Source organism: Acidaminococcus sp. HCP3S3_G9_1 (assembly GCF_052122455.1).
Taxonomy (GTDB): Bacteria; Bacillota; Negativicutes; order Acidaminococcales; family Acidaminococcaceae; genus Acidaminococcus.
The window spans coordinates 25,140-48,680 of the sequence record NZ_JBQKCH010000017.1 but is presented as its reverse complement, the minus strand read 5'-3'; the positions used below and the strand labels follow the sequence as shown (position 1 = coordinate 48,680).

The following is a 23,541-nucleotide window of genomic DNA, read 5'->3' as shown; positions in this document are numbered from 1 at the left end:
CTTATCAAAATTGAATTTTTCAAAGGAAAGGGATGGAGATGCCTCTGCTGGTGCAAGCTGTTTAATTGTCGTACGGATAGGAGCGGTAGGCAATTCCTCAGGCTGCCGTTTTTCATACTGATCCTTGCAAAAACTGTCATAGCGGTCCCGGGTTATGGGATGAGTGGTCAGCAAACGACTCATATCTGAAGAGTAGATGTGGAGTTTGTCATCAACCCGTTTAACCCGAGCAACTTTTTCCGTGTAACTGAAGGGGACTCCGAATCTCCGGTTCTCATAAGAAATAAAACCGTCAAAAGAAATCCGCCGTTCCGGGCAAAGATATTTTTCCAGATTTGCATCGTCTGGCAATGGTTTTAATGCACTTAAACAAGCAGTGCGGTGAACCTGGTCTGGAATTTTTGCAAGAGCAGGATGAAAGCGTTCATTTTCTTCATAACACCAATTCATAGCCTCGCGGTTTAAATCAGTGATGGTCCAGAAAGAACGGCCAGCAAGGAAGTTTTCTTTTACGAAACGGATCAGGCGTTCCACTTTGCCTTTGGTAAAAGGATGCCTGGGTTTACACAGCTTGGTCTGAAACCCTACGGCCGACATAAAACTTTCATAATCCTTTTGCCAAATTGGTTCACCGCTCCAATCTCTCTTAATTACGACACTTTTCATGTTGTCTGTGAGAACATACTTGGGAACTCCCAGGTATCGGAATGCGTGCAGCATTCCGATGAATAGGTTCTCTTGCTTAGCATTAGGAAAGAATTCAACGTAACGCTGTCCACAATGGTGACATATCATCGCAAAGCAGGCTGCTTTTAACTTTTTGCTATAATTCGTGTCGACGTAAACAAATCCCCAGTCCATTTGAAAGTTCTCACCAGGACCTGTTTGGTATCTCCGGCCACGATTGCCTTGAGAATCTACTGTTTGCCTTTTGGCAGGGATCAGATCCTTATGGCTGTTGAGATAACGTTTAATGGTGGAAATCCCTCCGGTATATCCGGCTGCTTGAAGGCGCTTCAAACATACAGCAGAGTTATAAACCCCATTGCGAAGCAGATCATCCAATATGCTTGTATAGCCTCTTAAAACTGGATTACGGGAAGTGTATCCCTTGTTTTCTTTAACAAAAGAACCACCTTTGTTTTTCCATGTACGCAGCTTGGAACGGGAGATATGAGTCCTACGAGACAGTTCTGCCAGGTTGACTTCATCAAGGCTTATGGCTTGCCCGCTCTCTTCTTCCATTTCTTTCAATGCTTGTGATACAATAGTATCCAAGCCATTACATAACAATTTTTCCACGTTTCCTCCTTTACTCTAAGTTGTTGATCGCAACTTATATTGTAAAGGCTAACGGAAAAATATGTAATGGCTATTTGTTTGGGCTGAAAATGGTGATTTCAGCTGGGCTCTAAATGGTCAAATCAGATGGGCTCTAATACAGTAGAAAGCGTGACTTTTCTGGAGGAAGGAGCGTCTTTATGAGAAGTCAAAAAACATACACCAAGGATTTCAAAATCCAGGTATGTAAACTTGTTTTGGATAAAAATAAGTCCGTACCGCAGTTGGCCAAAGCTGTTAACATTGCTTCACAAACTATTTACCGCTGGCTCAAGGAATACCAGGATTATGGCGAAGATGCCTTTGTAGGCTCTGGGTACCTAAGGAGTTTTGAAGCTAAGCTTAAACAACTTCAGAAAGCTAATGAAAAGCTGAGAATGGAGAACGACATTCTAAAAAAAGCAGCAGCATACTTTGCTTCCGTCCCCAAGAGAGAGTCGAATTCGCCAAAAGCGATCTAAAGGAGTATCCGGTTAGTGAAGTATGCGAAATCCTAAATATCACCCGCGCTGCATATTACTACCAACGTCGCCAACCTTCCCGTGACAAAATAGCCTTGGAACAAAGGGTTATTAACTGTTTTAATGAGCACCATGAGGAATATGGGAAGAAACGTATTAAACACGCGCTGGCCCAAGATCCTCAGCCGGTCATGGTCAGTCTTTCTTTTATTGCCAGGGTGCTTCGGGAAAATGATCTTCATGCCAAAGCAGGCCGTAAGAAGACTAAAAAGGACAAACCAGAACCAACAGATCCCGAAATCAAGGCAAGGAATCTGATTCAGGATAAATATGTTGTGCAAATGCCTAATTACCTGTGGTGCTTTGACAACACGGAACTTCCATACAGAGGCGAAAAGTTCTATGTATGTGGAGGCATTGACGTGGCTACCAGACGTGTTGTGGGATGCAGCTAGGGATTAAATCAAAGGAGTCCATTGGCTATAGCAGCCTTGATGGATGCCTGTGGCAGAAATCCCTTCCGTCCCATTGGTGCTGTGTATCATTCTGACAATGGAGGCTGCTTCAAATCCAAGGCAATGAGCGAAACACTCGATAAAATGCACTTCCGTCGCAGTCTCTCCAGGCCAGGGCATCCAATGGACAATCAGCCCATAGAAAGTTTCTGGCATACACTAAAAACGGAAATGCCTGATACAAGCCAAATGAGTTATGAGAAAGCGGTAGTGACCGTTTTTGAATATATTATTGATTACAATGCTAATCGTATTCATTCGGGTATCGATTATGTAACCCCGAATGAAAAATACAAACAATTAGCAGGGTAGAAAAATGTCACGGTTCTATGTGTCTAAATACCTTGATACTTTTCAGAATCTGAACCTGGAAGCTGACAAAAATGGAGAGATTGGGGCAACGCCTCAATCTCTCCATTTATATATCCGTACTCTTTTCTTCTTCTCCACCTCCGTGGCCTTTTCCTGCACCTCCTGATCTTCTTCCGAATCCCACAACAGCTCGAACCGGGGATCGTTTTTCAGGTTCACATACAGGGGGTCCAGATCGGTGGTGAGGAAGTGGGTGAAGGGATACCGGGTGACAAAATCCCGGTAATCCAGTTTCCCCCAAAGCAGGGAGCAATATTCCTCCATCACATCTTTCTGGTGATTCAGTTTGGGCTTGAATACTTCCGCCCGGGTATCCATGTAGCAGGGAAGCCCCTGGAATTCCGCATAGGGACCATCGTTGTATCCTGTCCACAGGCAAATGGGACTTCCATTGGCGTCCTGTTGAATCACATCCACGCTTTTGGCAAGAACGAAATCTTCTCGGGGCAGTTGGAGTTTTGCTATGGAAAAAGGAACCAGCAGCAGTAAAGCAAGAGCTGCAAACAGTGTCCGGAGGTTTGGACGCAGTGTAAGGGGATTCAACCGCTCTTTCCAAAGTATCCGGAAATTCCATACTGCCATCAGCAACAGGATTCCAAAAGCACCCAAAAAAAGAGGGCAGCGGTCGGAGGTTACCTTTGTTTGCTGAAACAGTGCCCAAGTGCCGAACAAAGCCGCCGTTCCCAACAGAAGAACCATCCGGCGGGTTTGGGGCCAGGAAGAAACACTGACAGTGGCATGGAAATCTTTGTGATCGGCCAGAATGTCAGCCAAGGGAAAAAGTCCGGCCACTAAGAAAAGAAAGGAACTCCGGTTGGCCTGAAGTGCCATGAACCCAGTGCCCAGAGCCAGCAGCTGCTGCCGCAGAGGAAGAGAATGGCGGGCATAGATGGCGGTGCAGAAAAACAGAAGAACAAGTATTATGACCAGATAGGGGAATCCTGGATCCATACTCAGGGGATGCATCTCGGATACCAATTGGTTAATGTCCTTATATCCATAGGAATTGAAGGCATAGGTCATGGATTCTGTTCCATACGGGCTGCAGAAGCCGCCTGCCACAATGGCGGCAAACAGCAACAGGAAATCTTTGGCTTTCCAGGTCAGTTCCCATTTGCTAAAGGGAAGATGGGGACCCACCAAGGCTTCGAAGGTATAGGGCAGCAGGAAAACCGTAAACATGGGCCACATGGCTCCATGGAGGTTGACCAGGAGAACGGACAGCAAAAAGAACAAAGGAATCAGGACCCGGGGCACACGGGGCTGGTTGACAGATCTTTCCAGCAGATAAATTTCCAGAAGAAAAATCAGGCCGGACATGGTCTGGGGACGCTGGAACAGATAGCCTGCGGACAGCAGGAGAAGCCAAAGCAGCAGGAAAAAACGGACAGAGCCCGAAATTTGTCTGATTTTCAACTTTACCAGCCGGACATAGACAAAAAAGAAAAGGGCTGCCATAATCCAGTTGTAAGCCATCATGGCTTTCAGACCACCCAGTTTGTACAGTTTCCACAACCCCAGGTCAAAGAGCCATTGATGCATGACAAAATGAAAATTTTGATGGATGGTAAATGGCTCCACATGGGGGATGCCGAACTGTTCCACATACCGTCCGCTGTTCAGCAGGAACCAGCCATCGTTGTCGAACCGGTTGGTGAAAAGCACAACCACTAGAATCAGGAAAATGGCATAAATAAAGGAAGAAAGTTTATTTTTCATGGCTCTGTCCTTCCTGTGTTTCCATTTCCTGATATTCCTGTTCCGTATTCACCTGCCACAGGGCCGTTTTGTCAGTTTTTCCCTGGCGGATCAGGTCCACGGCGGTTATGGCGGAGAGCATGGAATGGTCCATGTTGTTGTACCGGTGCTGGCCGTTCCGGCCCATGCAGTAAAGGTTGGGAATGGTGTCCAGTTCCTGCCGGAGCCGGGGAAAATCCCCATAGCTGCCGTAATAGGCAGGATAGGCCTTTTTCATCCGCACCACATGGCCTTCCTGCACCGCCCCGGGCCGGATCACATGGATGGTTTCCAGTTCTTTGGCGGCAAAGGAAATAAAATCACTGTCGGTCATGGACCACAGGGCGTCCCCTTCCTGACAGAAATATTCTAGGCCGATCCACAGGGTGTGGAGGGGATCCCGGACTAGGTAGGGGGACCAATTGTTGAAGATCTGGAGCCGGCCCAATTTTACGTACGGTTCCTGGACGTAGATCCAGCAGTCCGGGACCCTGTGGTTCAGGGTAGGGTGATCTGTCTCATTTTTCAGTTCCAACCGGTCCACCAAAAGGCCGGCCGTGACGAAATCCCGGTAGGGAAGGGTGGCAGCGGTTTCCCGGGCCAGGGGGGAAAGCCAGTCCTGAGGCAGGCCGGCGGCCAGGTCCTTTACCGGCATGGTGGACAGGACGAAATCTGCCGGCACCTGCTGGAGTTTCCCTTCCCGGTCCCGGTACTGGACGGCGGAAAGAGCCTTGTCTCCTCCGCCGGTGAACCCGGTGACTGTGGCTCCCATGCGGATCTCCCCGCCCAGACGGAGCACTTCGTCCCGGAGGGTTTCGTAGAACTGGCCAGGGCCGAATTTGGGATAGAGGAACCGTTCGATAAGGGAAGTCTGGACTTCCTTGGGCTGGATGTGGAAGGTCCGCTGGAACAGGTCCTTCAGCACGGCACCGATGGAAATGCCCTTGATCCGCTGGCTGCCCCAGTCGGCAGAGAGGTTTTTGGGAGAAAGGCCCCAGACCTTTTCCGTATAGCCGGCGAAAAAGGTCCGGTAGAGTTTTTCTCCGAACCGGTTGATCATGAAATCTTCCAGGGTATTCTCCGGCCGTTTGTGGAAGCAGGAATACAGGTAGGAACAGCCGATTCCTGCCATGGCAGGGATCCCCAGGTTCCGGATGGTGGTCCGGTTCAGGGATACCGGGTAATCGAAGAATTTGTGCCGGTACAGGATCCGGGATACCCGTTGGCGGTCCAAAAATACCCGGTCCGTCTCTTCCGGATCCACTCCCTGGGGATCCAGGGTGCAGGAACGGTAGAGCAGCCGGTCGTCCAGAGCGGGGGCGGAAGCACGGGGCATGAGACTGTCCCACAGAGCCTGGACCCGGGGGTCTTTGGTGAAGAAGCGGTGGCCGCCGATGTCCATCCGGTTGCCGGAAAAGTTGACGGTGCGGGAAAGGCCGCCCACCTGGGTATCGGATTCCAGGATCAGGGGGTGGATGGATGTGGTGCGCAGAAGTTCATAGGCAGCCGTAAGCCCCGCCGGCCCGGCCCCAATGATTACAGCCTGTTTTGTCATGTGCGGTCCCTCTTTTGTCAGTAGTTTACATAGCAGTCAAAACTTATTACATTATATACGATTGTTGGAAAAGAAGGAAGGGGGAGAGAGGCGGGGGTTCCCGGCGGGCGAAGATCTTTCATACACGGTTACTCAACCAAACAGTGGTACAACTGGTGTAAATGTGATAAAATATAGAAAAATATTCACAAATCCGGGCTGTGGACGGGTTGTGACAATACATGACTGGATAGGGACGAAGGAAGGGAAGTTTTGTCCTTTTTCTGGGGGAACCGAGGGGGAACGTTGTGAAAAAGCTGGAGAAACTCACTGAAATCATCGAAAAAATGTCGCCTCGGAAGCTGCTGCTTCTGTGCGGATCCGCAGCACTGGCTGTGTTCCTGCTGCTGTATGTGATCCTGTCCGCCCTGTTTCCGGACCAGAACAATGGAAAGGTGGCGGCAGGGAATGTAACCGTGGTGGAAGCGGCCCGGGACATCGCGCCTCAGACCGTCCTTACCGACGATATGCTGAAAACCGTGGAAGTGCCCGCCAACCTGGTGCCCGCCGGTGCCCTGACGGACAAGAAACAGGCTCTGGGCAAGAAAACCGGCATCGACCTGTTTACCGGGGATATCCTGACGGAACGGAAGCTCACCTCCCACGGGGGCGGCTTTGTAGGGATGATCCCTGACGGTATGCGGGCGGTTTCTTTCGGGGTCAATGACGTGACCGGGGTTTCCGGCTTCGCCAAACCCGGGGACAAAGTGGATATCCTGCTGGTGACGGACAAGGAAGGAAACGGGATTGTTTCCAAGACCCTGCTGAAGGATGTACTGATCCTGGCAGTGAACAAAAGCTCCGACCGGCCCCAGGGTACCACCACCCAGACCAGCGGCAGCAACGGGAAACAGACCATGCCCAACGGCAGCCAGCCCACCGGGAACACCGGCAGCACCGGATCCATGGGGACGCCTTCTGTGGTGACCGTGGCCCTGACTCCTTATGATGCAGCCAAACTGATCGGCTCTTCCCGGATCGGCCAGCTCCAGATGATGCTCCGGCCGGCGGACGGCTCTGCCGAAGACAAATCCATTGGATATTATGTGATCCCTCTGCCCAACAGTCCGGCCAGCGCCCCTGCGCCGGCACCGGCACCGGCTGTCCAGCGTGACTATACGCCCCGGCCGGTTCCCCAGGCACCGGCAGCTCCTTCCGGAGACGGCGGGGGAGATGCTGACGGACTGTCGGGAATTGAAGTCATCCGGGGAACCAGTGCTACCAGGGGGAAATGAACATGATCAATTACAGTAAACGCATGGGCCTCCTTGTTACGGCGGCCATTCTGGGAATGACGGGACAGGCGTTGGCTGCCACCACCCTGAGTGTGGCGGTGAACGGGTCCCGATATATGGAAGCCTCCGGGATCACCCGGCTGGCGGTGGGGAATCCGGAAATCGCCGATGTGCGGCTCCTGTCCGGGAACGATTTCCTGCTGGTGGGGAAAAAGCCCGGTTCTACCACTCTTTTGGTGTGGAGCGACAACGGCCGGGAAGAATACAATGTATTTGTCTCCGGCAGTGATGCAGGGACGGCCCAGGCCATCCAGGAAGCCATCGGCTATCCGGAGGTCCAGGTGCAGATGATGAACGGCAAGGTGCTGCTCCGGGGCCGGGTCCAGAACCAGTATGAACACGATTCCGCCATCAAGGTGGCCCAGATGTATCTGGGCAGCGGGGGCGGCAGCACCTCCACCGCTCAGGCGGGAGGAAAGGAAGGCACCACAGCCCAGGGAGGGAGTACCGATTCCAACATCATCGATATGCTGGATATGACGGAGCCTACCCAGGTGCGGCTGGTGGCCCAGATCATCGAAATCAACACCTCGGCGGAAAAAGACCTGGGAATCCAGTATTGGTCTCCCACTCTGGGGGATAATACTACCGGTGACAGCAATTCCTCGGATATTACCCGGGGGACGCCCGGTCTGTTCTACGCCGGGGAAAACTTCTACAAACAGCGGGGGAGCTTCGGCTGGTTCGGCAGCCATCTGTCCAACCTGAACGCTTCTCTCCAGGCCCTGGTCACCAGCGGCAAGGCCCGGATCTTGTCCCGGCCTTCCATTACCACCATGAGCGGCCAGAAGGCCAAAATCCTCATCGGGGGCCGGATCCCCATTCCCACCTCTGCCGGTGACGGACAGATTGCCATTGACTGGCGGGATTACGGGGTGAAGCTGGACATCGAGCCGGTGGTGGACGCGGACAACAAAATCACTTCCAAGGTCCATGCGGAAGTATCCACCCTGGATTACGGCCACAGTGTGAAGGAAAACGATTTTTCCATTCCGGCCATTGCGTCCCGGGAAGCGGAAGCCATGATCAACGTCCGCTCCGGCATGACCATGGCCATCGGGGGCCTGCTGAATTCCGAAGACAGCAAGTCCGTTTCCAAAATTCCGCTCCTGGGGGATATTCCCATTATCGGCCAGTTCTTCCGGCATACTTCCACCACTCGGGACAACCGGGAACTGCTGATCCTGATCACCCCGCTCCTGGTAGGGGACGATTCCCCGGTATCCATGAGCCAGCGGATGAAGGAGAATTACGAGGCATCCGAACGGTATGAACGGAATGCGGAAAAAGTGGATGTGAATACCCCTGTGAAACCGGGGAACGACAAGCAGGAACGGGATATCTGGGGCGGCCGTCCGGAGGAACATCCGGATACGGAGATCCTGGAAGAAAAGAAAGCACCGGAACCACCTTCCCGGCTGCTCCGGACCACTGACGAAAAGGGCGAAACCGTCCTGGTGCCTCTCTCTGAAGATGATTACCAGCTGCGGAAAGAAAACCTGAAAGTGGTAGGGGTGGAAAAACCCAACGGGGAAATCCAGCTGGACGAACCGGAAGCCCGGGAAGCAGAGAACAAAGGACGGAACACCGGAAAAGAACCCCTGCTGGTGGAAAAGAAGAAGCCGGAACCTCGGCGGACCACCAGCTTTAGGGAACGGGTCCGGAAGCTCCAGCAGGAGTACCGTGACCAGTGGCAGAATCCCACCCGGCCCTGAATGATTGCATGATAAAGAACCAGAAACAGCAGGAGGCTTGAAGCTATGGAAGGCAGGAAAGGGACCCTATTTACGGTTTTCAGCACGGCCTATGCCGTGGGCAAAACGCTGCTGGCCATCAACATTGCAGCGGAACTGGCCCGGCAGGGACTGAAAGTGTGCCTGGTGGACCTGGATCTTCAGTTCGGGGATGTGTGCTATTATCTGAAGCTGAACCCGGAACGGACCATTGCAGACGCCCAAAAATCCATGGAAAAGAATCCCAAGGATACGGTGGCGGTGGAATACCTGACCCGGTACCAGGAAGGGAACACCGGGTTCGATGTGCTGGCCAATCCCAAACTGCTGGAAGAGGCCTACAACATGGACAACAATATCATCAAATCCCTGGTGCTCCAGCTCCAGCTGGAATATGATTATGTGATCTTGGACACCACCTCCACTTTCAGTGCTTTGAATCTGTCCATAATGGACCTGTCCACCCTGATCAACTTTGTGGGGATCGTGGACTTCATTCCCACCATCAAGAACATGAAGCGGGGATCGGATACCCTGAAGGAACTGGGATATGACGACAGCAAGATCCGCTATGTACTGAACCGGAGCAATGCCAAGACCCGGATCGATGTGGAGGATGTGGAATCCATTCTGGGGAAGCATTTCGATTATGTGCTGCCCAATGATTTCCAGACTGCCCAGGAATCCATCCGCACCGGAGTGCCCTGTATTTTGGGCAGCCGGCATACCCTGCTGGCCCAGGGAATGGCTTCCATGGTGGATGGGTATGTGCATCCGGAAAACGAAGCCCGGGACAGTCGGGGGGACAATTCCGGAGGCGGCTGGCTGAGCCGTATCTTTTCCTGAGGAGGCATGAACCGTGGGTTACAGAACCGTCCTTATTGAAGAAAACCAGGTGATGCAGGAGAGGCTTTCCAGCGTCATCCGGAATACGCCGGGGTTCGAGCTGAGCGCCCGGTACCGGAATGCGGGGGATGCCCTGGGACAGATGCAGGCCTTCAAGCCGGAACTGATCCTGCTGGACATCGACCTGGACCGGAACAGCACCCTGCTGCCGGATCTGAAAAAAGCCTATCCACATACGGTGATCATCGGCATGAGCCGCCGGTGGGATGCAGAGGCTCAGTCACGGCTGCTCCAATCCGGGGCCGGGGGCTTTATGGTGAAGCCTTTTTCCGGGGAAGAGCTCCAGGAAACCCTGAAGAACCTTCAGAACACTTCGGCTTCCAGAAATTCGGAAGTGATCGCCTTCTTCAGCCCCAAGGGGAAAAGCGGGAAAACCACCCTGATTGCCAACCTGGGGGCGGCCCTGGCCCAACAGACCGGGGAGCCGGTGGCCATCATCGACGGAGATCTCCAGTTCGGGGATATGGGGGTGTTCTTCAACCTGACCCCCCAGAGCACCATTGTGGAGGCCATCCGGGATATTTCCTTCCTGTCTCCGGTTACTTTGAAATCCTATTTCGTCCCGGTGAATGAGGAACTGTCCGTATTGTGCGGGGCGGCCAAACCGGACCTGGCGGAAACGGTGACCATGGAAGGCATCACCAGCCTGATCGAAATGGCCCGGGGAATCTTCCGGTATGTGCTGGTGGATCTGTCTTCGGGATTTTCCGATGTGGCCTGCACTGCCTGCGAACTGGCGGACAAGACCCTGGTAATGGCCATGGTGAACGGGGGCTACGAAGTGGAGCATATGAAACGGGCCCTGGAGATTTTCAAAGCCTGGGAGGATTGCGACCGGCGGGTGAAGCCGGTGTTCACCCGGGTGAATCCCTGCACGGAAGAAGCCCGGAAGGAATTTTCCCAGGCCTTGGGCTTCCCGGTGTTCCAGGTGCTGCCCAACGAATACCTGGCAGTGTCTTCTGCTGCGGACAATGGCCGGCTGCTGCTGACCCAGGCCCCGGAGAATCCCTTCTCCCAGGCGGTGGAGCAGATGGCCGGGACCATAAAAAACTGGTGAATTTTCTTCCATCTTGACAGTTGTGAACAGGCTCATCCATGGTATAATACAGATAGAAAGGAGTAAAAAAGCATGATTGGTCTGGTAGCTCTGCTTTTTGCCTTTCTGTTCTTCCTGGTGCTTTACGCCGGTCTTTCCGTCTATATCCAGCGGCGGCGGGAAGTGTCCCAGCGGATCCAGCAGTATGCAGGATATACCCCGGCGGAGGTCCGTCGGGCAGGCTTTTTGGAAATCCTCCGGACTAAGTTCCATGAACTGTTTGCGGAACGGGTCCGGCGGCCAGGGCGTCCCTGGAACCGGAAAAAACTGGACCTGATGATGATCCAGGCCGGGCTGCCCCTGTTGGGGAACGAATACTTGGCCATTTCCGGGGGACTGGCGGTGCTGGTGTTCCTGGTGACAGCCCTTATGGGCCGGAGCCTGGTGACCGGGCTGCTGGGAGGTATCCTGGCCATCTTCGGTTCCCTGATTTTCCTGAAACGGCGGATCAATCGCCGGAAAGAAGCCTTTGAACGGCAGCTGGCGGATTGCCTTACCCTGGTATCCAACTCCCTCCGGGCCGGGTTCTCCTTTCTCCAGACCATGGAGATCATCTCCCGGGAAATGCAGCCTCCCATGTCCACGGAATTCGCCAATGTAATGCGGAACACGGCCCTGGGCCGGACTGTGGAGGATGCTCTCCAGGAAATGGACCAGCGGGTGGGGAACGAGGACTTCTCATTGGTAATCACCGCCGTATTGATCCAGCAGCAGGTGGGGGGCAACCTGGCCACCATCTTGGATACCATCCGGGAAACCATCAGCGAACGGATTCGGCTCCGCCGGGAAGTGGGGACACTGACGGCACAGGGAAAATTCTCTGGAATTGTGCTGACCTGTATTCCAGTGGCTTTGGGATTATTTTTTGCGGTAAGTTCTCCGGAATATCTGAAACCGCTCCTGACCACCAGTATAGGAAAAATGGCCATCGGCGTTGCGGTGGTGATGGAAATCATCGGCTATCTGCTTATCAGCCGGATTGTGGACATCAAGATTTAATATGTCCCCTGAATTTTGGTAAAAAGGGATTTCCCCTTTTTATAAATATTGCAATTGTACCAGTTCACTGAAGGAGGTGAAAACTATGATTACCATGGCAAAGATGATGTACGACATGTACATTAAACCCCGTCTGGGTGAAAAAGGCCAGGACATGGTGGAATATGCCCTGATGCTGGCCATCATCGTTGGGATCGGCTGGTTGATTTATCAGCAGAGTGGTATTGCTAAAAACATCAACGCAGTGTTCACAAACGCTGGAAGTCTGATGAACGAAGCTAATAATGCTAAAACTAATTGATTTTGTTGTTATGCTGAAAGAACTCCTGCCTTCGCAGGAGTTCTTTCGAAAGGGCATCAGCTTCCGGTTGGTGCCTTTTCGAAAGAACTGAAAAACTACAGGAAAGGGGGAACCATCATGAAACGGCAAAAGGGACAGGATATTGTGGAATTTGCCATTCTGGTCCCTCTTTTTTTTCTCATCCTGATTGCCATGTGCGCTTTCGGGATGTTCTTCAGCGATTATATCACCTTCAACAACGTGGCCCGGTCCGTGGCCCGGGAGGCGGTGGTCCGGGAGCCCGGGGACAGCTGGGATAATGTGAAGACCCGGAACTTCAATGAGTACAAAACTGCGGGGAATCTGTACAAACTGACCAATGAGAACAACATCACCATCGAGCAGACTACGGTGGACGGGTCTCCTTCGGTGACGGTGACGGTGCAGGCTCCCATGAAGACCCAGGGGGTCTTCTTCTCCAATCTGAGCTGGGCAGGGCTGCTCCAGGGGAGTGACCTGAAGACCATGCGGGCCACCTACACCATGTATGATGAGAATCAGCAAAAATAAGGAAAACCTGCCAGATCCGGGGACCTGGCAGGATACAAGGGGGATACGGCGTTGAAACTGCTGGAACGGCTGGGACGGAAAACTGAAAAAGGCAAGCCCGAGGTCCGGGAGAATCCCATATTCAACGGACGGGCGGCGGACGCCCGGGAAGAAGAGTACCAGAATCTGAAGGTGAGCGTCCACCGGGCCATTGTGGATGAAATGAGTGCGGAACAGCAGAAGGTGCTGGATTCTGCCACCCACAGCCGGCAGGATATCGAAAATGTAATCTCCGGTTATGTCCAGCGGGTGCTGGAGCACAACCCCTTTGTGGTGCCCCGGGGAGAACGGGCCCGGCTGGTATCCGACATCTGTGACGAAATCCTGGGGCTGGGGCCCATCGAACCGTTCCTGAAGGACGACAGCGTCACCGAAGTGATGGTGAACGGTCCCAAGAAGATCTATGTGGAACGGATGGGAAAACTCCACCTGACGGGAGCCCAGTTCCACGACAACAACCATCTGATGGCCATCATCGACAAGATCGTCACCCCCATCGGCCGGCACGTGGATGAAGCCTCCCCTCTGGTGGATGCCCGTCTCCAGGACGGCAGCCGGGTGAACGTGGTGATCCCTCCTCTGTCCCTGATTGGGCCCTGTGTGACCATCCGGAAATTCTCCCGGACACCACTGTCGGTGGAGAATCTGATTTCTTTTGGCACCTTGTCGGAAGAAATGGCCATTTTCCTCCGGGCCTGTGTCAACGCCAAACTGAACATTATGATCAGCGGTGGTACCGGTTCCGGTAAAACCACCTTCCTGAACGTACTCAGTTCCTTCATCCCCCATGATGAACGGATCGTGACCATCGAAGATGCGGCGGAACTGCGGCTGGAACAGCCCCATGTGGTGACCCTGGAAGCCCGCCCTGCCAATATCGAAGGAAAAGGGGCGGTCACCATCCGTGACCTGGTGAAGAACTCCCTGCGTATGCGGCCGGACCGGATCATCGTCGGGGAAGTCCGCGGAGGCGAAGCCCTGGACATGCTCCAGGCCATGAATACGGGCCATGAAGGGTCTCTGACCACCGCCCACGCCAACAGCCCCCGGGATGTACTGTCCCGCCTGGAAACCATGGTGCTCATGAGCGGCCTGGACCTGCCGGTGCGGGCCATCCGGGACCAGATTTCTTCGGCTCTGGACCTGATCATCCATCAGGAACGGATCCAGGACGGTTCCCGGAAGATCACCTATATTACGGAAGTACAGAAAATGGAAGGGGACGTAATCGTCCTCCAGGACCTGTTCCGGTATGTCCAGACCGGGTTCGACGAAAACGGCAAGGCTCAGGGAGAATTCCGTCCCACCGGGCTGCAGCCTCAGTTCCTGAACAAGTTCAAATCCCACAATGTGGAATATCCGGCCTTTATGCAGAAGGCACGGCCGGGGATCGACTGGGAAGAAGGTGACTGACCATGCTGGCACTGTCTCTTTCCATTGCCCTGGCGTTGTTCTTCTATCTGGTCCTTTCGGTCATGGCCCTGAAGAAGATCCAGGGGGAAGAAGTGAAGCGCCGGTTGGAAACCTTCCGGGAAGAAGAGAAAGTCCAGGAAGAGGAGACCAACCCCGACGACCTGAAGAAGATCCCCCTGTACCAGCGGACCATCGGCCGGCTGCTGAACCAGGCCATGGACTTTTTCTCCAAGTTTGCCCCTTCGGCACTGCCTCAGATGATGGAGCAGCGGATCATCCTGGCCGGGAAGCAGGGAATCTGGAAGCCAAGGACCCTGGTGGGCATCTGGTTCGTTTCCATGGTGTTCTGGGGAGTCCAGGGGTTCCGGTATACCGCCAGCCATCCCATGGGCACCTTCGGGGGCCTGTTGCTGATCTGGGGATTCCTGCTGTTCGGGGCCATGCTGCCCTTCGGGGTGCTGAACCATATCATCCGGGACCGGCAGACAAAGATCATCCGGCAGCTGCCTGATGTGCTGGACCTGCTGTCCATTTCCGTACAGGCGGGCCTTTCCCTGGACGGTGCCATGCGGAAAGTGGTGGAACGGATGGAAGGACCCCTGATCGACGAATTCCGCCGGATGCTCCGGGATATCCGGATGGGCATGACCCGGCGACGGTCCATGCAGCTGATGGCCAAACGGTGTGATGTGCAGGACGTGTACCTGTTCGTCATGTCCGTGGTCCAGTCGGAACGGCTGGGGGCCTCCATGTCCGATACCCTGGTGATCCAGGCGGACAACATGCGGGACCTGCGGAGACAAAGGGCCAGGACCCAGGCCATGAAGGCACCGGTGAAGATGATCTTCCCCCTGGTGTTCTGTATTTTCCCCGCCATATTCGTAGTGGTCCTCTTGCCGTCGCTGATTTCTCTGATGCAGGGGATGAAATGAAAAACTGCCGGCCTGGTGTGGCCGGCAGTTTCTGTCACTGGTCAATTGTCACTGGTCACTGGCCGAAGGAAGAAACCCGCGGCAGGCGGGTTCCCCAATGAATTTTTGTATAACAGGGAGAATCTAAATTGTCCAACCATGAAATCTGGTCCTTTGGGGACCGTTCCCAAATACAAATTGATGTGGAAATCGCCGACACCTGGTGGGGACGGTTCCGGGGGCTGATGCTGCGGAAGCCCCTGCCTCCGGCCGCCGGCCTGTGGCTGAACCCCACCAACAGCATCCATATGTGCTTCATGAGATTTGCCATCGATGCAGTGTATTTCAACAAAAATATGGAAATCGTGAAAATCGTCCGGAACCTTCATCCCTGGCTGGGCCTTTCCGCTTGTTTGAAAGCCAGTTCCGTACTGGAACTGAAAGCAGGAGAGGCAGAGCGGCTGGGTTTGAAAGTGGGGATGATAAAAGGGACTGTTGCATGCGCAACAGCCCCTTAGTCGGAAGTCGGGAGTCTGAAGTCGGAAGCCTCAGGACAGGATCCGTCTGGCTGGACGGATCCTTTTGATTCTGTAGAACCAGAATCGCAATTAATCTGAGAAATCATTTCGTTCAACGGTTCTACACATTCAAAAAATTTGCCTGCAAATTTAACCTTCGGCTCCAGACTTCTGACTCCGGACTTGAGCCGCTATGCGGCTCTACAGCTAAGGGGGTGTGAATTTTTTCACACCCCCTCTTTTATTTGATCTTCGTCTTGTTCAGCTTCGCCGAAATCTTGTTCCCTATGGTCTGGACCAACTGGACCAGGGCAATCAGGACGATGACCGTGGCCACCATGGTATCCGCCTGGAACCGCTGGTACCCGTAACGGATGGCCAGGTCACCCAGGCCGCCGCCCCCCAGGGCACCGGCCATGGCGCTGGAACCGATCAGGCTGATCACCGCCAGGGTGATGCCCAGCACAATGGAATGCATGGCTTCCGGCAGCAGCACCTTCCAGATGATCTGGAGAGGGGAGGCCCCCATGCTCTGGGCCGCTTCAATGACCCCGGGATCCACTTCCAGCAGGGAGGATTCGATGATCCGGGAAATGAACGGGGTGCAGGAAATGGTCAGAGGCACGATGGCGGCGGTGGTGCCGATGGAAGACCCCACGATGATCCGGGTGAGGGGAATGATGGCCACCATCAGGATAATGAAAGGCACGGACCGGAGGGCGTTGACAATGGAGCCCAGGGTTTTGTGGAGAGCCGCATTTTCCTTGATGTGGCCTTTTCCGGTAATGGTCAGGATCACCCCCAGGGGGATGCCGAACAGGGATGCAATGGCCGCAGAGAGGGCCACCATGTAGAGGGTCTCTCCCAGGGCCTTAATCAGCAGATGGATCATATTAGGAGACATAACCGATCACCTCGTCTTTGACTTTTCTTTCGTGAAGGTAATCCAGGGCTTTCTTCAGATGGGCCTCGTCCCCTTCCACTTCAATGAGCAGGGTCCCGAAGGGGGTATCCTGCAGGGTTTCAATGTTGGCCGTCAGGATGTTCACATTGGTGTCGTATTCCTTGATCAGCACGGATACAATGGGTTCGCCGGCGCTGTCCCCGATGAAGCTCAGGCTCACCAGGGCCTTATCCCCGGCTTTGTAGTCCTTGTGGATGTCCAGCTTCTTGACGAAATCAGGCAGGTCGTTGTGCTGGATGCTGGCCACGAATTCTTTGGTGGTGGCTTTCTGGGGGTTGGTGAAAATGTCCACCATGGACCCCTGTTCGATGATTTCCCCGTTTTCGATCACGGCCACCCGGTCGCAGATTTCCTTTACCACGTTCATCTGGTGGGTGATCATGACGATGGTGATGTGGAGCCGTTTGTTGATGTCCCCAAGCAGGTTCAGGATGCTTTCGGTGGTCTGGGGATCCAGAGCGGAAGTGGCTTCATCGCAGAGCAGCACCTTGGGGTCGCTGGCCAGGGCACGGGCAATGCCCACCCGCTGTTTCTGGCCCCCGGACAGCTGGCTGGGGTAGTGGTCCGCCCGGTCCTTCAGGCCCACCAGGTCCAGCAGGGGTTCCACTTTTTTCTGGATGGCAGCTTTGTCCATGCCCTGGATTTCCAGAGGGAAGGCAATGTTGCCGAATACGGTGCGGCTGGACAGCAGGTTGAAATGCTGGAAAATCATGCCGATGTTCTGCCGGGCCTTCCGCAGCTGTTCCTCGCCCAGGGCGGTCATTTCCTGGCCGTCCACCATGACTTTGCCGCTGGTGGGCTTTTCCAGCATGTTAATGCACCGGACCAGGGTGCTTTTGCCAGCCCCGGACAGGCCGATGATGCCGAAGATCTCGCCTTCGTTGATGGTCAGATTGATATCCTTCAGGGCATGCAGGTCCCCTGAAGCCGTATGATAGACTTTGTCAATGTGCTGGAGTTCTATCAAGGGGGTTCACCTCCGTAAAAAATAAAAATTCCTCTTCATCAGCAATGAAGAGGAATCAGATTGGCTCACTCATCTTCATCTTTCAGGCCACGCCTGATGGACTTAGCACCGTTCAGCCGGCCAAAGCCGCTGATGGTTGCCGTAACTTCATAGGGCCAGTCCCTCCGTTACTCTGGATGAATTCTGTGCGTATTAAATGATACCGTATAAAGTACAGTTTGTCAATGGGAATTGGGGCATAAGTGCAGAGTAAAGAGTGCAGAGTGCGGGGACGGCAATCATCGAATGATCAACCACTTAACCACTTAACCACTCCTATCCTACATCCGTTGACACCCTCTTCCACCCGTGTTACAATCCTCCCAAAGGAGGGGATTGCCATGGATACCCGGGCTATCCGGCGTTTTCTGCAGGTTTATGAGAAACGGAGCATCCACCAGGCGGCGAAGGTGCTGTTTTTGACGCCCCAGGGGGTGAGCCGGATCATCGGGGTGCTGGAAGGGGAGCTCCAGGCCCGGCTGTTTGTCCGTACTCCCAAAGGGGTGGTGCCTACCCGGGAGGGGGATTATTTCTATGAACACAGCCGTTCCTTCTCCGCCCAGCTGCTCCGGCTCCAGCTGGGGATCCAGGAACTGAAGCGCCAGCAGCAGGGGCTCCGGGTGGGATTTGCCTGCGGGGTGCTCCATGTGATTTCCATCGAGAAACTCCAGAGCGCAGCGGCCCGGCACCCGGAATTCCGGCTGGAATGGGCGGAGGATTTCAACGAAAACATCCTTGAGCTGCTCCAGGAAGGGACCCTGTCCTGCGGATTCTGTGTAGGGTCCCGGGCTCCGGAAGGTTTCTTCCGCCGGGAACTGTTCCAGGCGCCGGTGGAAGCGGTGGTGTACCCGGGGCATCCCCTTTATGACCGGGACAGCCTGTCCCTGGAAGACCTGAAGGGGGAGCCTCTTTTGTGTCTGAACGAGCATTTTTCCATTTACCACAATGTGGTGGAACGGTGCGGGGATTTTGGCTTTACCCCACATTTTGCAGTGAAGACCATGGAAAGCAGCCTGATTTACCAGTTCTGCCAGGAAGGCCGGGGCATCGGCATCGACGCGGCCATCCATCCGGTGGAGGCTCCTCTCCGGCAGATTCCCCTCCGGGAGACCTCCCCCTGGCAGGTGTCCTTTGTGTGCCCCCAAAACCGGGCGGAAGAACCCCTGTTTCAGGAACTGCTGGCGGTGTGCCCCCAGGGGAAATAGTCCTATCAATGATTTATTTATATCTACTGCTGTTTCTTTGCTGGACGGCAGCTTCTTTTTTATGGTAGGGTGAAAGGCGGAAAAAACTGGAAAATATTTTAGGAGGCACTATACCATGCTGCGCAAATTTCCCCATCTGTCCACCCCCATCACCATCGGCCGCACCACCTTCCGGAACCGGATCTTTTCCGCTCCCATGGGCGGTACCGATATTACCAACGACGGGTGCATCGGCCCCAAATCCACGGCTTTTTACGAACTCCGGGCCAAAGGCGGGGCCGGGGCGGTGACCGTCTCGGAACTGATGGTCCATCCGGCCACCGACGGTTCCCACGCCTATCATCTGGATGAAAGCATCCTGAATTCCCTGGCCTGCGCCACCTATACCGCCGACGCCATCCGCCGGCACGGAGCCATCCCTTCCATCGAACTGTCCCATTCCGGCCAGTTTGCCGGCACCTACATGACGGACAAGACCAAACAGCACAATCTCCACCAGTGGGGCCCCAGCGACGGGGTCCGGGCCGACGGGGTGCCGGTACGGGCTCTGACCAAAGATCTGATCGACGACATTGTGGCAGCCTACGGCCATGCAGCCAGCCTGGCCAAACGGGCGGGTTTTGAAATGGTGATGATCCACGGGGGCCACGGGTGGCTGATCAACCAGTTCCTGTCCCCGCTGTTCAACCACCGGACGGACGAATACGGGGGATCCCTGGAAAACAGGACCCGGTTTGCAATGGAAGTGCTGAAATCGGTGCGGGCTGCGGTAGGGCCCTTTTTCCCCATCGAATTCCGGATGAGCGGGGCGGAATTTGCGGAAGGAGGCTACGGACTGGACGAAGGGGTGAAGATTGCCCAGGCCATCGAACCTTATGCGGACCTGATCCATGTTTCCGCCGGCACCTACCAGAAGACCTTCGGGATCACCCATCCCTCTATGTTCGAGGACCACGGCCGGAACGTGTACCTGGCGGCGGAAATCAAAAAGCATGTGTCCAAACCGGTGGCCACCATCGGCGGCCTGACGGATCCGGCCATGATGGAGGAAATCATCGCTTCCGGGAAGGCGGATGTGGTGTACATGGCCCGGCAGCTGCTGGCGGACCCGGAAACGCCACGGAAGATCGAGGAAGGCCGGGATGAAGAAATCGTCCACTGTCTCCGGTGCTTCACCTGTATGGCGGAACGGGCGGCCACCAGCACCCGCCGGTGCACGGTGAATCCCCTGATTGGCCGGGAGCTGGACGGGACAGAAGTCCAGCCGGCATCGGTGAAGAAGAAAGTGGTTGTGGTGGGCGGAGGCCCTGGGGGCCTGTACGCTGCCTATACTGCTGCCCGCCGGGGCCACCGGGTGATCCTGATGGAAAAAGAAGGAGAAGTGGGGGGCATCCTGAAAAGTGAGCAGGCCATTCCCTTCAAACGGGAGATGTACGAACTGGCCCATACCTACGAGCTGCTGGCCCGGAAGGCAGGGGCGGAGATCCGGCTGAACACGGAAGCCACCCCGGAAACCGTGGAGGCGGAAAAGCCCGATGCCCTGATCATCGCCGCCGGTTCCCGGCCCCTGGTGCCGCCCATCAAGGGCCTGGACGGGGACAATGTGGTGATCGTGAACAACTACTACAGGGAAAAGGACAAGGTGGGAGACCATGTGGTGGTGTTCGGCGGCGGCCTGGCCGGGTGTGAATGTGCCATCCACCTGGGACGGGAAGGGAAAAAGGTGGAAATCGTGGAAATGCGGCCCACCCTGGCTCCGGACGCCAATGTGCGCCATCGTCCCCTGCTGCTGGCGGAGATTGCCAAAACCGCCAGGGTCCATACGGGCTACAAAGGGGTAGAAGTGACCAAAGAAGGGATCCTGTGTACGGATCCCTCCGGGGCCCAGGTGCTGGTGCCCGGGGATACGGTGATCTGCGCTCTGGGCCAGCGCTCCCGGACGGATGTGGTGGATGCTTTGCGGGACTGTGCCCCCTTCGTAAGAGTCATCGGAGACGCCGCCAAAGTATCCACCATCACCAATGCAGTGTACTGGGGACACTGGGCGGGGATGGATATTTAAAGGCGGTCAGCTGTCAACGGTCAGCGGCCTATGGAAAAGACCTGGTTTTTGCCAGGTCTTTTTTTAATGGAGAAAACCGGAGGCCGGGACGGGCTGGCCTTCGGCCTGCCCCTACAGCGTCAGGGTCGGGGGTTCGGTGGGTTCCACGGGGCCGAGGTCCATCGGAGACTCGACCTGCTTCCGCAACTGAAAACCCTGAAAGAGTACCGGAATGCGGTGAAAGAAACGGTGAAAAAGCCGATATTCGTCCCTCACGTAGGTACCCATCAGTGCAGAATTGCCAATTACGGTCCCAGCAGCAGTCTCATGGGACAGTTGGCCGCAGCACTGAACTGGTAATAAGGACGGTCCCAAAGTCCGCCCTGTGAGGGGCGGGGGACCGTGCGGAGCACGGTGGTGGGGGCATCGGCGACAGCCGATATTTTGCAGGACCGGCCGAAAACAAGGGAGTGTCTGGCAGAAGTAGAAATATGATGAACGCAGTATCCATTGCTGTCTCTCAGGTAGATAGTTTCCATACCACCGTCAAGGTATTCGGTCCTTTCAGGACCTCATGCCCCCACCACCGGGCAAGCCCGGTCCCCCACCCCTGCAGGGCGGACTTGGCCTCCGGCCTTGCTGGTACTTTGTACGAGTATACATCGATTCTCCGGGAGCCGGGAGGGCAGGCCCAGGAGGAGTCGGCGGGACAACATCGGGTGTTGTCGCTCCTGGGGTGGAGCACGCGGGCGATAGGGTCCGGCTTTCCTGGTCCGTAGCCGCTGCCTTTGACCGTTAGGGCAAGGCGATAGGCTGTGGGCCTCCCGCCAGGGACGAACGGGTCTGCCCTCCCGGCGGAGAGCCCTCGCGGGTGTATGGGTATAGAAGTTTTTGCCCTCTGGGCGGCCGGGACGGGCGGGCCGGCCAAAAAGATTTTCACAAATTCAAAAAAACTACTTGCATTTATCGCATCATCGTAGTAAAGTATTAAATCAGTAAAGCGGTTGTGCCGGAACACCGGCACCGCATGGATTCCTATGATACAGAAAGGGGTTACGATCATGGTAGCCGGATTGAACGAACGGGAACTGAAACAGCTTGCCAGGGCTTTCACTCTGCTGAAAGATGTGGACGGGAGCCTGGCCTTCCTGGAAGACATCTGCACCCCCAACGAGCTGAAGGCCCTGAGCCAGCGGCTGGAAGTGGCGGTGCGTCTTCACCGGGGCGAAAACTATGCAAAGATCGTCAAAGATACGGGCGCCAGCAGCACCACGGTATCCCGGGTAAATCGCTGTCTGAACTATGGAGCAGGTGGATACCGAACCCTGATCCCCATTTTGACTGAAGGAGCTAAAGAGAAATGAGCAACAGTACTGCACTGCGGATCCCTTACGGGACCAAAGATATCCTGCCGGGGGATGCCCGGCTGAAACGGGAACTGGAAGACCGGGTGGCCGGGAACTTCCTTTCCTGGGGCTATGACGAAGCCATCACCCCCACCTTTGAATACGCCGACACCTTCGCTTTAAGCGGCGCCGGCATCAGCGACGAAAGCATGCGGTTCATGGACCGGAACAACCGGACAGTGATGCTCCGGAGCGAAATGACTACCCCCCTGGCCCGGATGGTGGCCACCCGGCTGAAGAACGACAAGGGTGTGAAACGGCTGTTCTACATTGCCAATGTGTTCCGCCATGAACAGACCCAGGCCGGCCGGCAGTGCGAATTTTCCCAGGCGGGGATCGAAATGATCGGAGCGGAAGCACCCATGGCGGATGCGGAAGTGCTGGCCCTGGCAGTCAGCAGCCTGAAAGCTGCCGGGCTCCAGGATTTCCTGATCAGCGTAGGCCACAGCGCCTTCCTGGCCGGGCTTATGGAAGAAGCCCGGCTGACGGAAAAACAGGCGGACTTCGTAAAGACCATGATCCTCACCCACAACGCGGTGGGACTGGAAGAAGCTGCTGACCGGTTCATCCCCAAAGAGCTGAAGGACCTGTTCCGGGAGCTCTTGTACCTCCAGGGCGGCCGGGACCTGCTGGATACTCTGGAAGGCCGGGTGAAGAACCAGAAGAGCCTGGATGCCCTGAAGAACCTGAAAGCCATCTACAAGCTGACGGAAGCCTACGGAGTGGCCCAGTACCTGTCCTTCGACCTGTCCCTGATCCGGAATTTCGACTATTACACCGGTATGGTGTTCGAAGCCTATGCCCCTCAGATCGGGTTCAACATCTGCGGCGGCGGCCGGTACGACCATATGATGGAAGCCTTCGGGGATCCGGAGCCGGCTACGGGCTTTGCCCTGGGCATCGACCGGATCATCCTGTCCCTGCGCCGGGACGGCCGGTTCAACCGGGAATCCAAATGGGACATTTACGTGGCCTGGGCTCCGGGATGCCAGGAAAAAGCCATCCAGAAAGCCTTGGAACTGCGGAACGGCGGCAAGAACGTGAAGGTGGCCACCAACGCCCTGACCCCGGAAGAAGCGGCCAAGGCCTGTGCAGCCAACCGGTGTGAAGCCGTAGCATATGTAGGATAGGAGAGAACG

The 23,541-nt window shown here is 55.2% G+C and carries 23 protein-coding genes and 1 riboswitch; of the genes, 18 read left to right on the top strand and 5 right to left on the bottom strand.

Translation table 11 applies throughout. The features are described from left to right. On the bottom strand, window positions 1-1,302 hold a 1,302-nt coding region (gene istA, locus ACTQY1_RS09985), incomplete at its 3' end, for an IS21 family transposase (RefSeq protein WP_441374145.1). Window positions 1,303-1,481: 179 nt separating this feature from the next. On the opposite strand from istA, the gene ACTQY1_RS09980 reads away from it, so the two are divergent. The 3 genes from ACTQY1_RS09980 (at window position 1,482) to ACTQY1_RS09970 (ending at window position 2,629) form a co-directional block, all read left to right on the top strand. Then, window positions 1,482-1,802, top strand: a complete 321-nt coding sequence (locus ACTQY1_RS09980) for a transposase (RefSeq protein WP_441374144.1) — start codon at window positions 1,482-1,484, stop codon at window positions 1,800-1,802. Window positions 1,803-1,897: 95 nt separating this feature from the next. Continuing rightward, window positions 1,898-2,257, top strand: a complete 360-nt coding sequence (locus ACTQY1_RS09975; RefSeq protein WP_441374143.1) for a hypothetical protein — start codon at window positions 1,898-1,900, stop codon at window positions 2,255-2,257. A 21-nt stretch (window positions 2,258-2,278) separates the two neighbouring features. Continuing rightward, entirely contained in the window at window positions 2,279-2,629 is a 351-nt protein-coding gene (locus ACTQY1_RS09970; protein WP_441374142.1) for an integrase core domain-containing protein, read from the top strand. A gap of 93 nt (window positions 2,630-2,722) precedes the next feature. Here the strand turns inward: ACTQY1_RS09970 and ACTQY1_RS09965 are convergent, their stop codons facing one another. After that, on the bottom strand, window positions 2,723-4,408 hold the full coding sequence (locus ACTQY1_RS09965; RefSeq protein ID WP_441374141.1) for a hypothetical protein: 1,686 nt from the start codon (window positions 4,406-4,408) through the stop codon (window positions 2,723-2,725). Further along, window positions 4,398-5,981 carry an NAD(P)/FAD-dependent oxidoreductase gene (locus ACTQY1_RS09960; RefSeq protein ID WP_441374140.1) on the bottom strand — a complete coding sequence of 528 codons (1,584 nt, stop codon included), beginning with the start codon at window positions 5,979-5,981 and terminating at the stop codon, window positions 4,398-4,400. The genes ACTQY1_RS09965 and ACTQY1_RS09960 overlap by 11 nt, the downstream gene beginning before the upstream one ends. 287 nt (window positions 5,982-6,268) lie before the next feature. On the opposite strand from ACTQY1_RS09960, the gene cpaB reads away from it, so the two are divergent. From cpaB to ACTQY1_RS09910, 10 genes are all read left to right on the top strand, one after another. Further along, entirely contained in the window at window positions 6,269-7,255 is a 987-nt protein-coding gene (gene cpaB / locus ACTQY1_RS09955) for a Flp pilus assembly protein CpaB (protein WP_441374139.1), read from the top strand. Window positions 7,256-7,257: 2 nt separating this feature from the next. Next, window positions 7,258-9,030 carry a type II and III secretion system protein family protein gene (locus tag ACTQY1_RS09950; protein ID WP_195839662.1) on the top strand — a complete coding sequence of 591 codons (1,773 nt, stop codon included), beginning with the start codon at window positions 7,258-7,260 and terminating at the stop codon, window positions 9,028-9,030. A gap of 45 nt (window positions 9,031-9,075) precedes the next feature. Then, entirely contained in the window at window positions 9,076-9,894 is an 819-nt protein-coding gene (locus ACTQY1_RS09945) for an AAA family ATPase (RefSeq protein WP_154488796.1), read from the top strand. Window positions 9,895-9,907: 13 nt separating this feature from the next. After that, window positions 9,908-11,011, top strand: a complete 1,104-nt coding sequence (locus tag ACTQY1_RS09940) for a response regulator (protein WP_279127302.1) — start codon at window positions 9,908-9,910, stop codon at window positions 11,009-11,011. A 72-nt stretch (window positions 11,012-11,083) separates the two neighbouring features. Continuing rightward, entirely contained in the window at window positions 11,084-12,049 is a 966-nt protein-coding gene (locus ACTQY1_RS09935) for a type II secretion system F family protein (protein WP_154488794.1), read from the top strand. 85 nt (window positions 12,050-12,134) lie between these two features. Continuing rightward, window positions 12,135-12,350 carry a Flp family type IVb pilin gene (locus ACTQY1_RS09930; RefSeq protein WP_441374138.1) on the top strand — a complete coding sequence of 72 codons (216 nt, stop codon included), beginning with the start codon at window positions 12,135-12,137 and terminating at the stop codon, window positions 12,348-12,350. Between the two features lie 117 nt (window positions 12,351-12,467). After that, a complete protein-coding gene (locus ACTQY1_RS09925) occupies window positions 12,468-12,899 on the top strand; it encodes a TadE/TadG family type IV pilus assembly protein (RefSeq protein WP_154488373.1) in 432 nt (143 codons plus the stop codon). Between the two features lie 51 nt (window positions 12,900-12,950). After that, a complete protein-coding gene (locus tag ACTQY1_RS09920; protein ID WP_441374137.1) occupies window positions 12,951-14,351 on the top strand; it encodes a CpaF family protein in 1,401 nt (466 codons plus the stop codon). 2 nt (window positions 14,352-14,353) lie between these two features. Further along, the gene (locus ACTQY1_RS09915) at window positions 14,354-15,283 is read left to right on the top strand and encodes a type II secretion system F family protein (protein WP_154488372.1); all 930 of its coding nucleotides are present in this window, start codon (window positions 14,354-14,356) and stop codon (window positions 15,281-15,283) included. Between the two features lie 128 nt (window positions 15,284-15,411). Then, window positions 15,412-15,780 carry a DUF192 domain-containing protein gene (locus tag ACTQY1_RS09910; protein ID WP_370834403.1) on the top strand — a complete coding sequence of 123 codons (369 nt, stop codon included), beginning with the start codon at window positions 15,412-15,414 and terminating at the stop codon, window positions 15,778-15,780. A 241-nt stretch (window positions 15,781-16,021) separates the two neighbouring features. Here the strand turns inward: ACTQY1_RS09910 and ACTQY1_RS09905 are convergent, their stop codons facing one another. Together ACTQY1_RS09905 and ACTQY1_RS09900 are read right to left on the bottom strand one after the other, a co-directional pair. After that, a complete protein-coding gene (locus tag ACTQY1_RS09905; RefSeq protein WP_022487373.1) occupies window positions 16,022-16,684 on the bottom strand; it encodes a methionine ABC transporter permease in 663 nt (220 codons plus the stop codon). Then, window positions 16,674-17,711, bottom strand: coding sequence for a methionine ABC transporter ATP-binding protein (locus tag ACTQY1_RS09900; protein WP_441374136.1), 1,038 nt, complete (start codon window positions 17,709-17,711; stop codon window positions 16,674-16,676). The genes ACTQY1_RS09905 and ACTQY1_RS09900 overlap by 11 nt, the downstream gene beginning before the upstream one ends. A gap of 72 nt (window positions 17,712-17,783) precedes the next feature. Beyond that, window positions 17,784-17,894, bottom strand: a riboswitch (SAM riboswitch). Between the two features lie 197 nt (window positions 17,895-18,091). Here ACTQY1_RS09900 and ACTQY1_RS09895 point away from each other — a divergent pair. From ACTQY1_RS09895 to hisZ, 5 genes are all read left to right on the top strand, one after another. Further along, the gene (locus ACTQY1_RS09895; RefSeq protein WP_441374135.1) at window positions 18,092-18,955 is read left to right on the top strand and encodes a LysR family transcriptional regulator; all 864 of its coding nucleotides are present in this window, start codon (window positions 18,092-18,094) and stop codon (window positions 18,953-18,955) included. 115 nt (window positions 18,956-19,070) lie between these two features. Beyond that, entirely contained in the window at window positions 19,071-21,017 is a 1,947-nt protein-coding gene (locus tag ACTQY1_RS09890; RefSeq protein ID WP_441374134.1) for an oxidoreductase, read from the top strand. A 66-nt stretch (window positions 21,018-21,083) separates the two neighbouring features. Then, entirely contained in the window at window positions 21,084-21,356 is a 273-nt protein-coding gene (locus ACTQY1_RS09885; RefSeq protein WP_308664662.1) for a hypothetical protein, read from the top strand. 701 nt (window positions 21,357-22,057) lie between these two features. Then, window positions 22,058-22,360, top strand: a complete 303-nt coding sequence (locus ACTQY1_RS09880) for a YerC/YecD family TrpR-related protein (RefSeq protein WP_279127287.1) — start codon at window positions 22,058-22,060, stop codon at window positions 22,358-22,360. After that, on the top strand, window positions 22,357-23,532 hold the full coding sequence (gene hisZ / locus ACTQY1_RS09875; RefSeq protein WP_022487857.1) for an ATP phosphoribosyltransferase regulatory subunit: 1,176 nt from the start codon (window positions 22,357-22,359) through the stop codon (window positions 23,530-23,532). Before ACTQY1_RS09880 ends, hisZ begins: the two co-directional genes overlap by 4 nt. Window positions 23,533-23,541: the final 9 nt, after the last annotated feature.

Coding starts and splice junctions, on each gene's coding strand:
- ACTQY1_RS09980 (WP_441374144.1), top strand. CDS start 1,482: ATGAGAAGTCAAAAAACATACACCAAGGATTTCAAAATCCAGGTATGT.
- ACTQY1_RS09965 (WP_441374141.1), bottom strand. CDS start 4,408: ATGAAAAATAAACTTTCTTCCTTTATTTATGCCATTTTCCTGATTCTA.
- ACTQY1_RS09960 (WP_441374140.1), bottom strand. CDS start 5,981: ATGACAAAACAGGCTGTAATCATTGGGGCCGGGCCGGCGGGGCTTACG.
- ACTQY1_RS09950 (WP_195839662.1), top strand. CDS start 7,258: ATGATCAATTACAGTAAACGCATGGGCCTCCTTGTTACGGCGGCCATT.
- ACTQY1_RS09945 (WP_154488796.1), top strand. CDS start 9,076: ATGGAAGGCAGGAAAGGGACCCTATTTACGGTTTTCAGCACGGCCTAT.
- ACTQY1_RS09935 (WP_154488794.1), top strand. CDS start 11,084: ATGATTGGTCTGGTAGCTCTGCTTTTTGCCTTTCTGTTCTTCCTGGTG.
- ACTQY1_RS09930 (WP_441374138.1), top strand. CDS start 12,135: ATGATTACCATGGCAAAGATGATGTACGACATGTACATTAAACCCCGT.
- ACTQY1_RS09925 (WP_154488373.1), top strand. CDS start 12,468: ATGAAACGGCAAAAGGGACAGGATATTGTGGAATTTGCCATTCTGGTC.
- ACTQY1_RS09915 (WP_154488372.1), top strand. CDS start 14,354: ATGCTGGCACTGTCTCTTTCCATTGCCCTGGCGTTGTTCTTCTATCTG.
- ACTQY1_RS09905 (WP_022487373.1), bottom strand. CDS start 16,684: ATGTCTCCTAATATGATCCATCTGCTGATTAAGGCCCTGGGAGAGACC.
- ACTQY1_RS09895 (WP_441374135.1), top strand. CDS start 18,092: ATGGATACCCGGGCTATCCGGCGTTTTCTGCAGGTTTATGAGAAACGG.
- ACTQY1_RS09890 (WP_441374134.1), top strand. CDS start 19,071: ATGCTGCGCAAATTTCCCCATCTGTCCACCCCCATCACCATCGGCCGC.
- ACTQY1_RS09885 (WP_308664662.1), top strand. CDS start 21,084: ATGGAGAAAACCGGAGGCCGGGACGGGCTGGCCTTCGGCCTGCCCCTA.
- ACTQY1_RS09880 (WP_279127287.1), top strand. CDS start 22,058: ATGGTAGCCGGATTGAACGAACGGGAACTGAAACAGCTTGCCAGGGCT.
- hisZ (WP_022487857.1), top strand. CDS start 22,357: ATGAGCAACAGTACTGCACTGCGGATCCCTTACGGGACCAAAGATATC.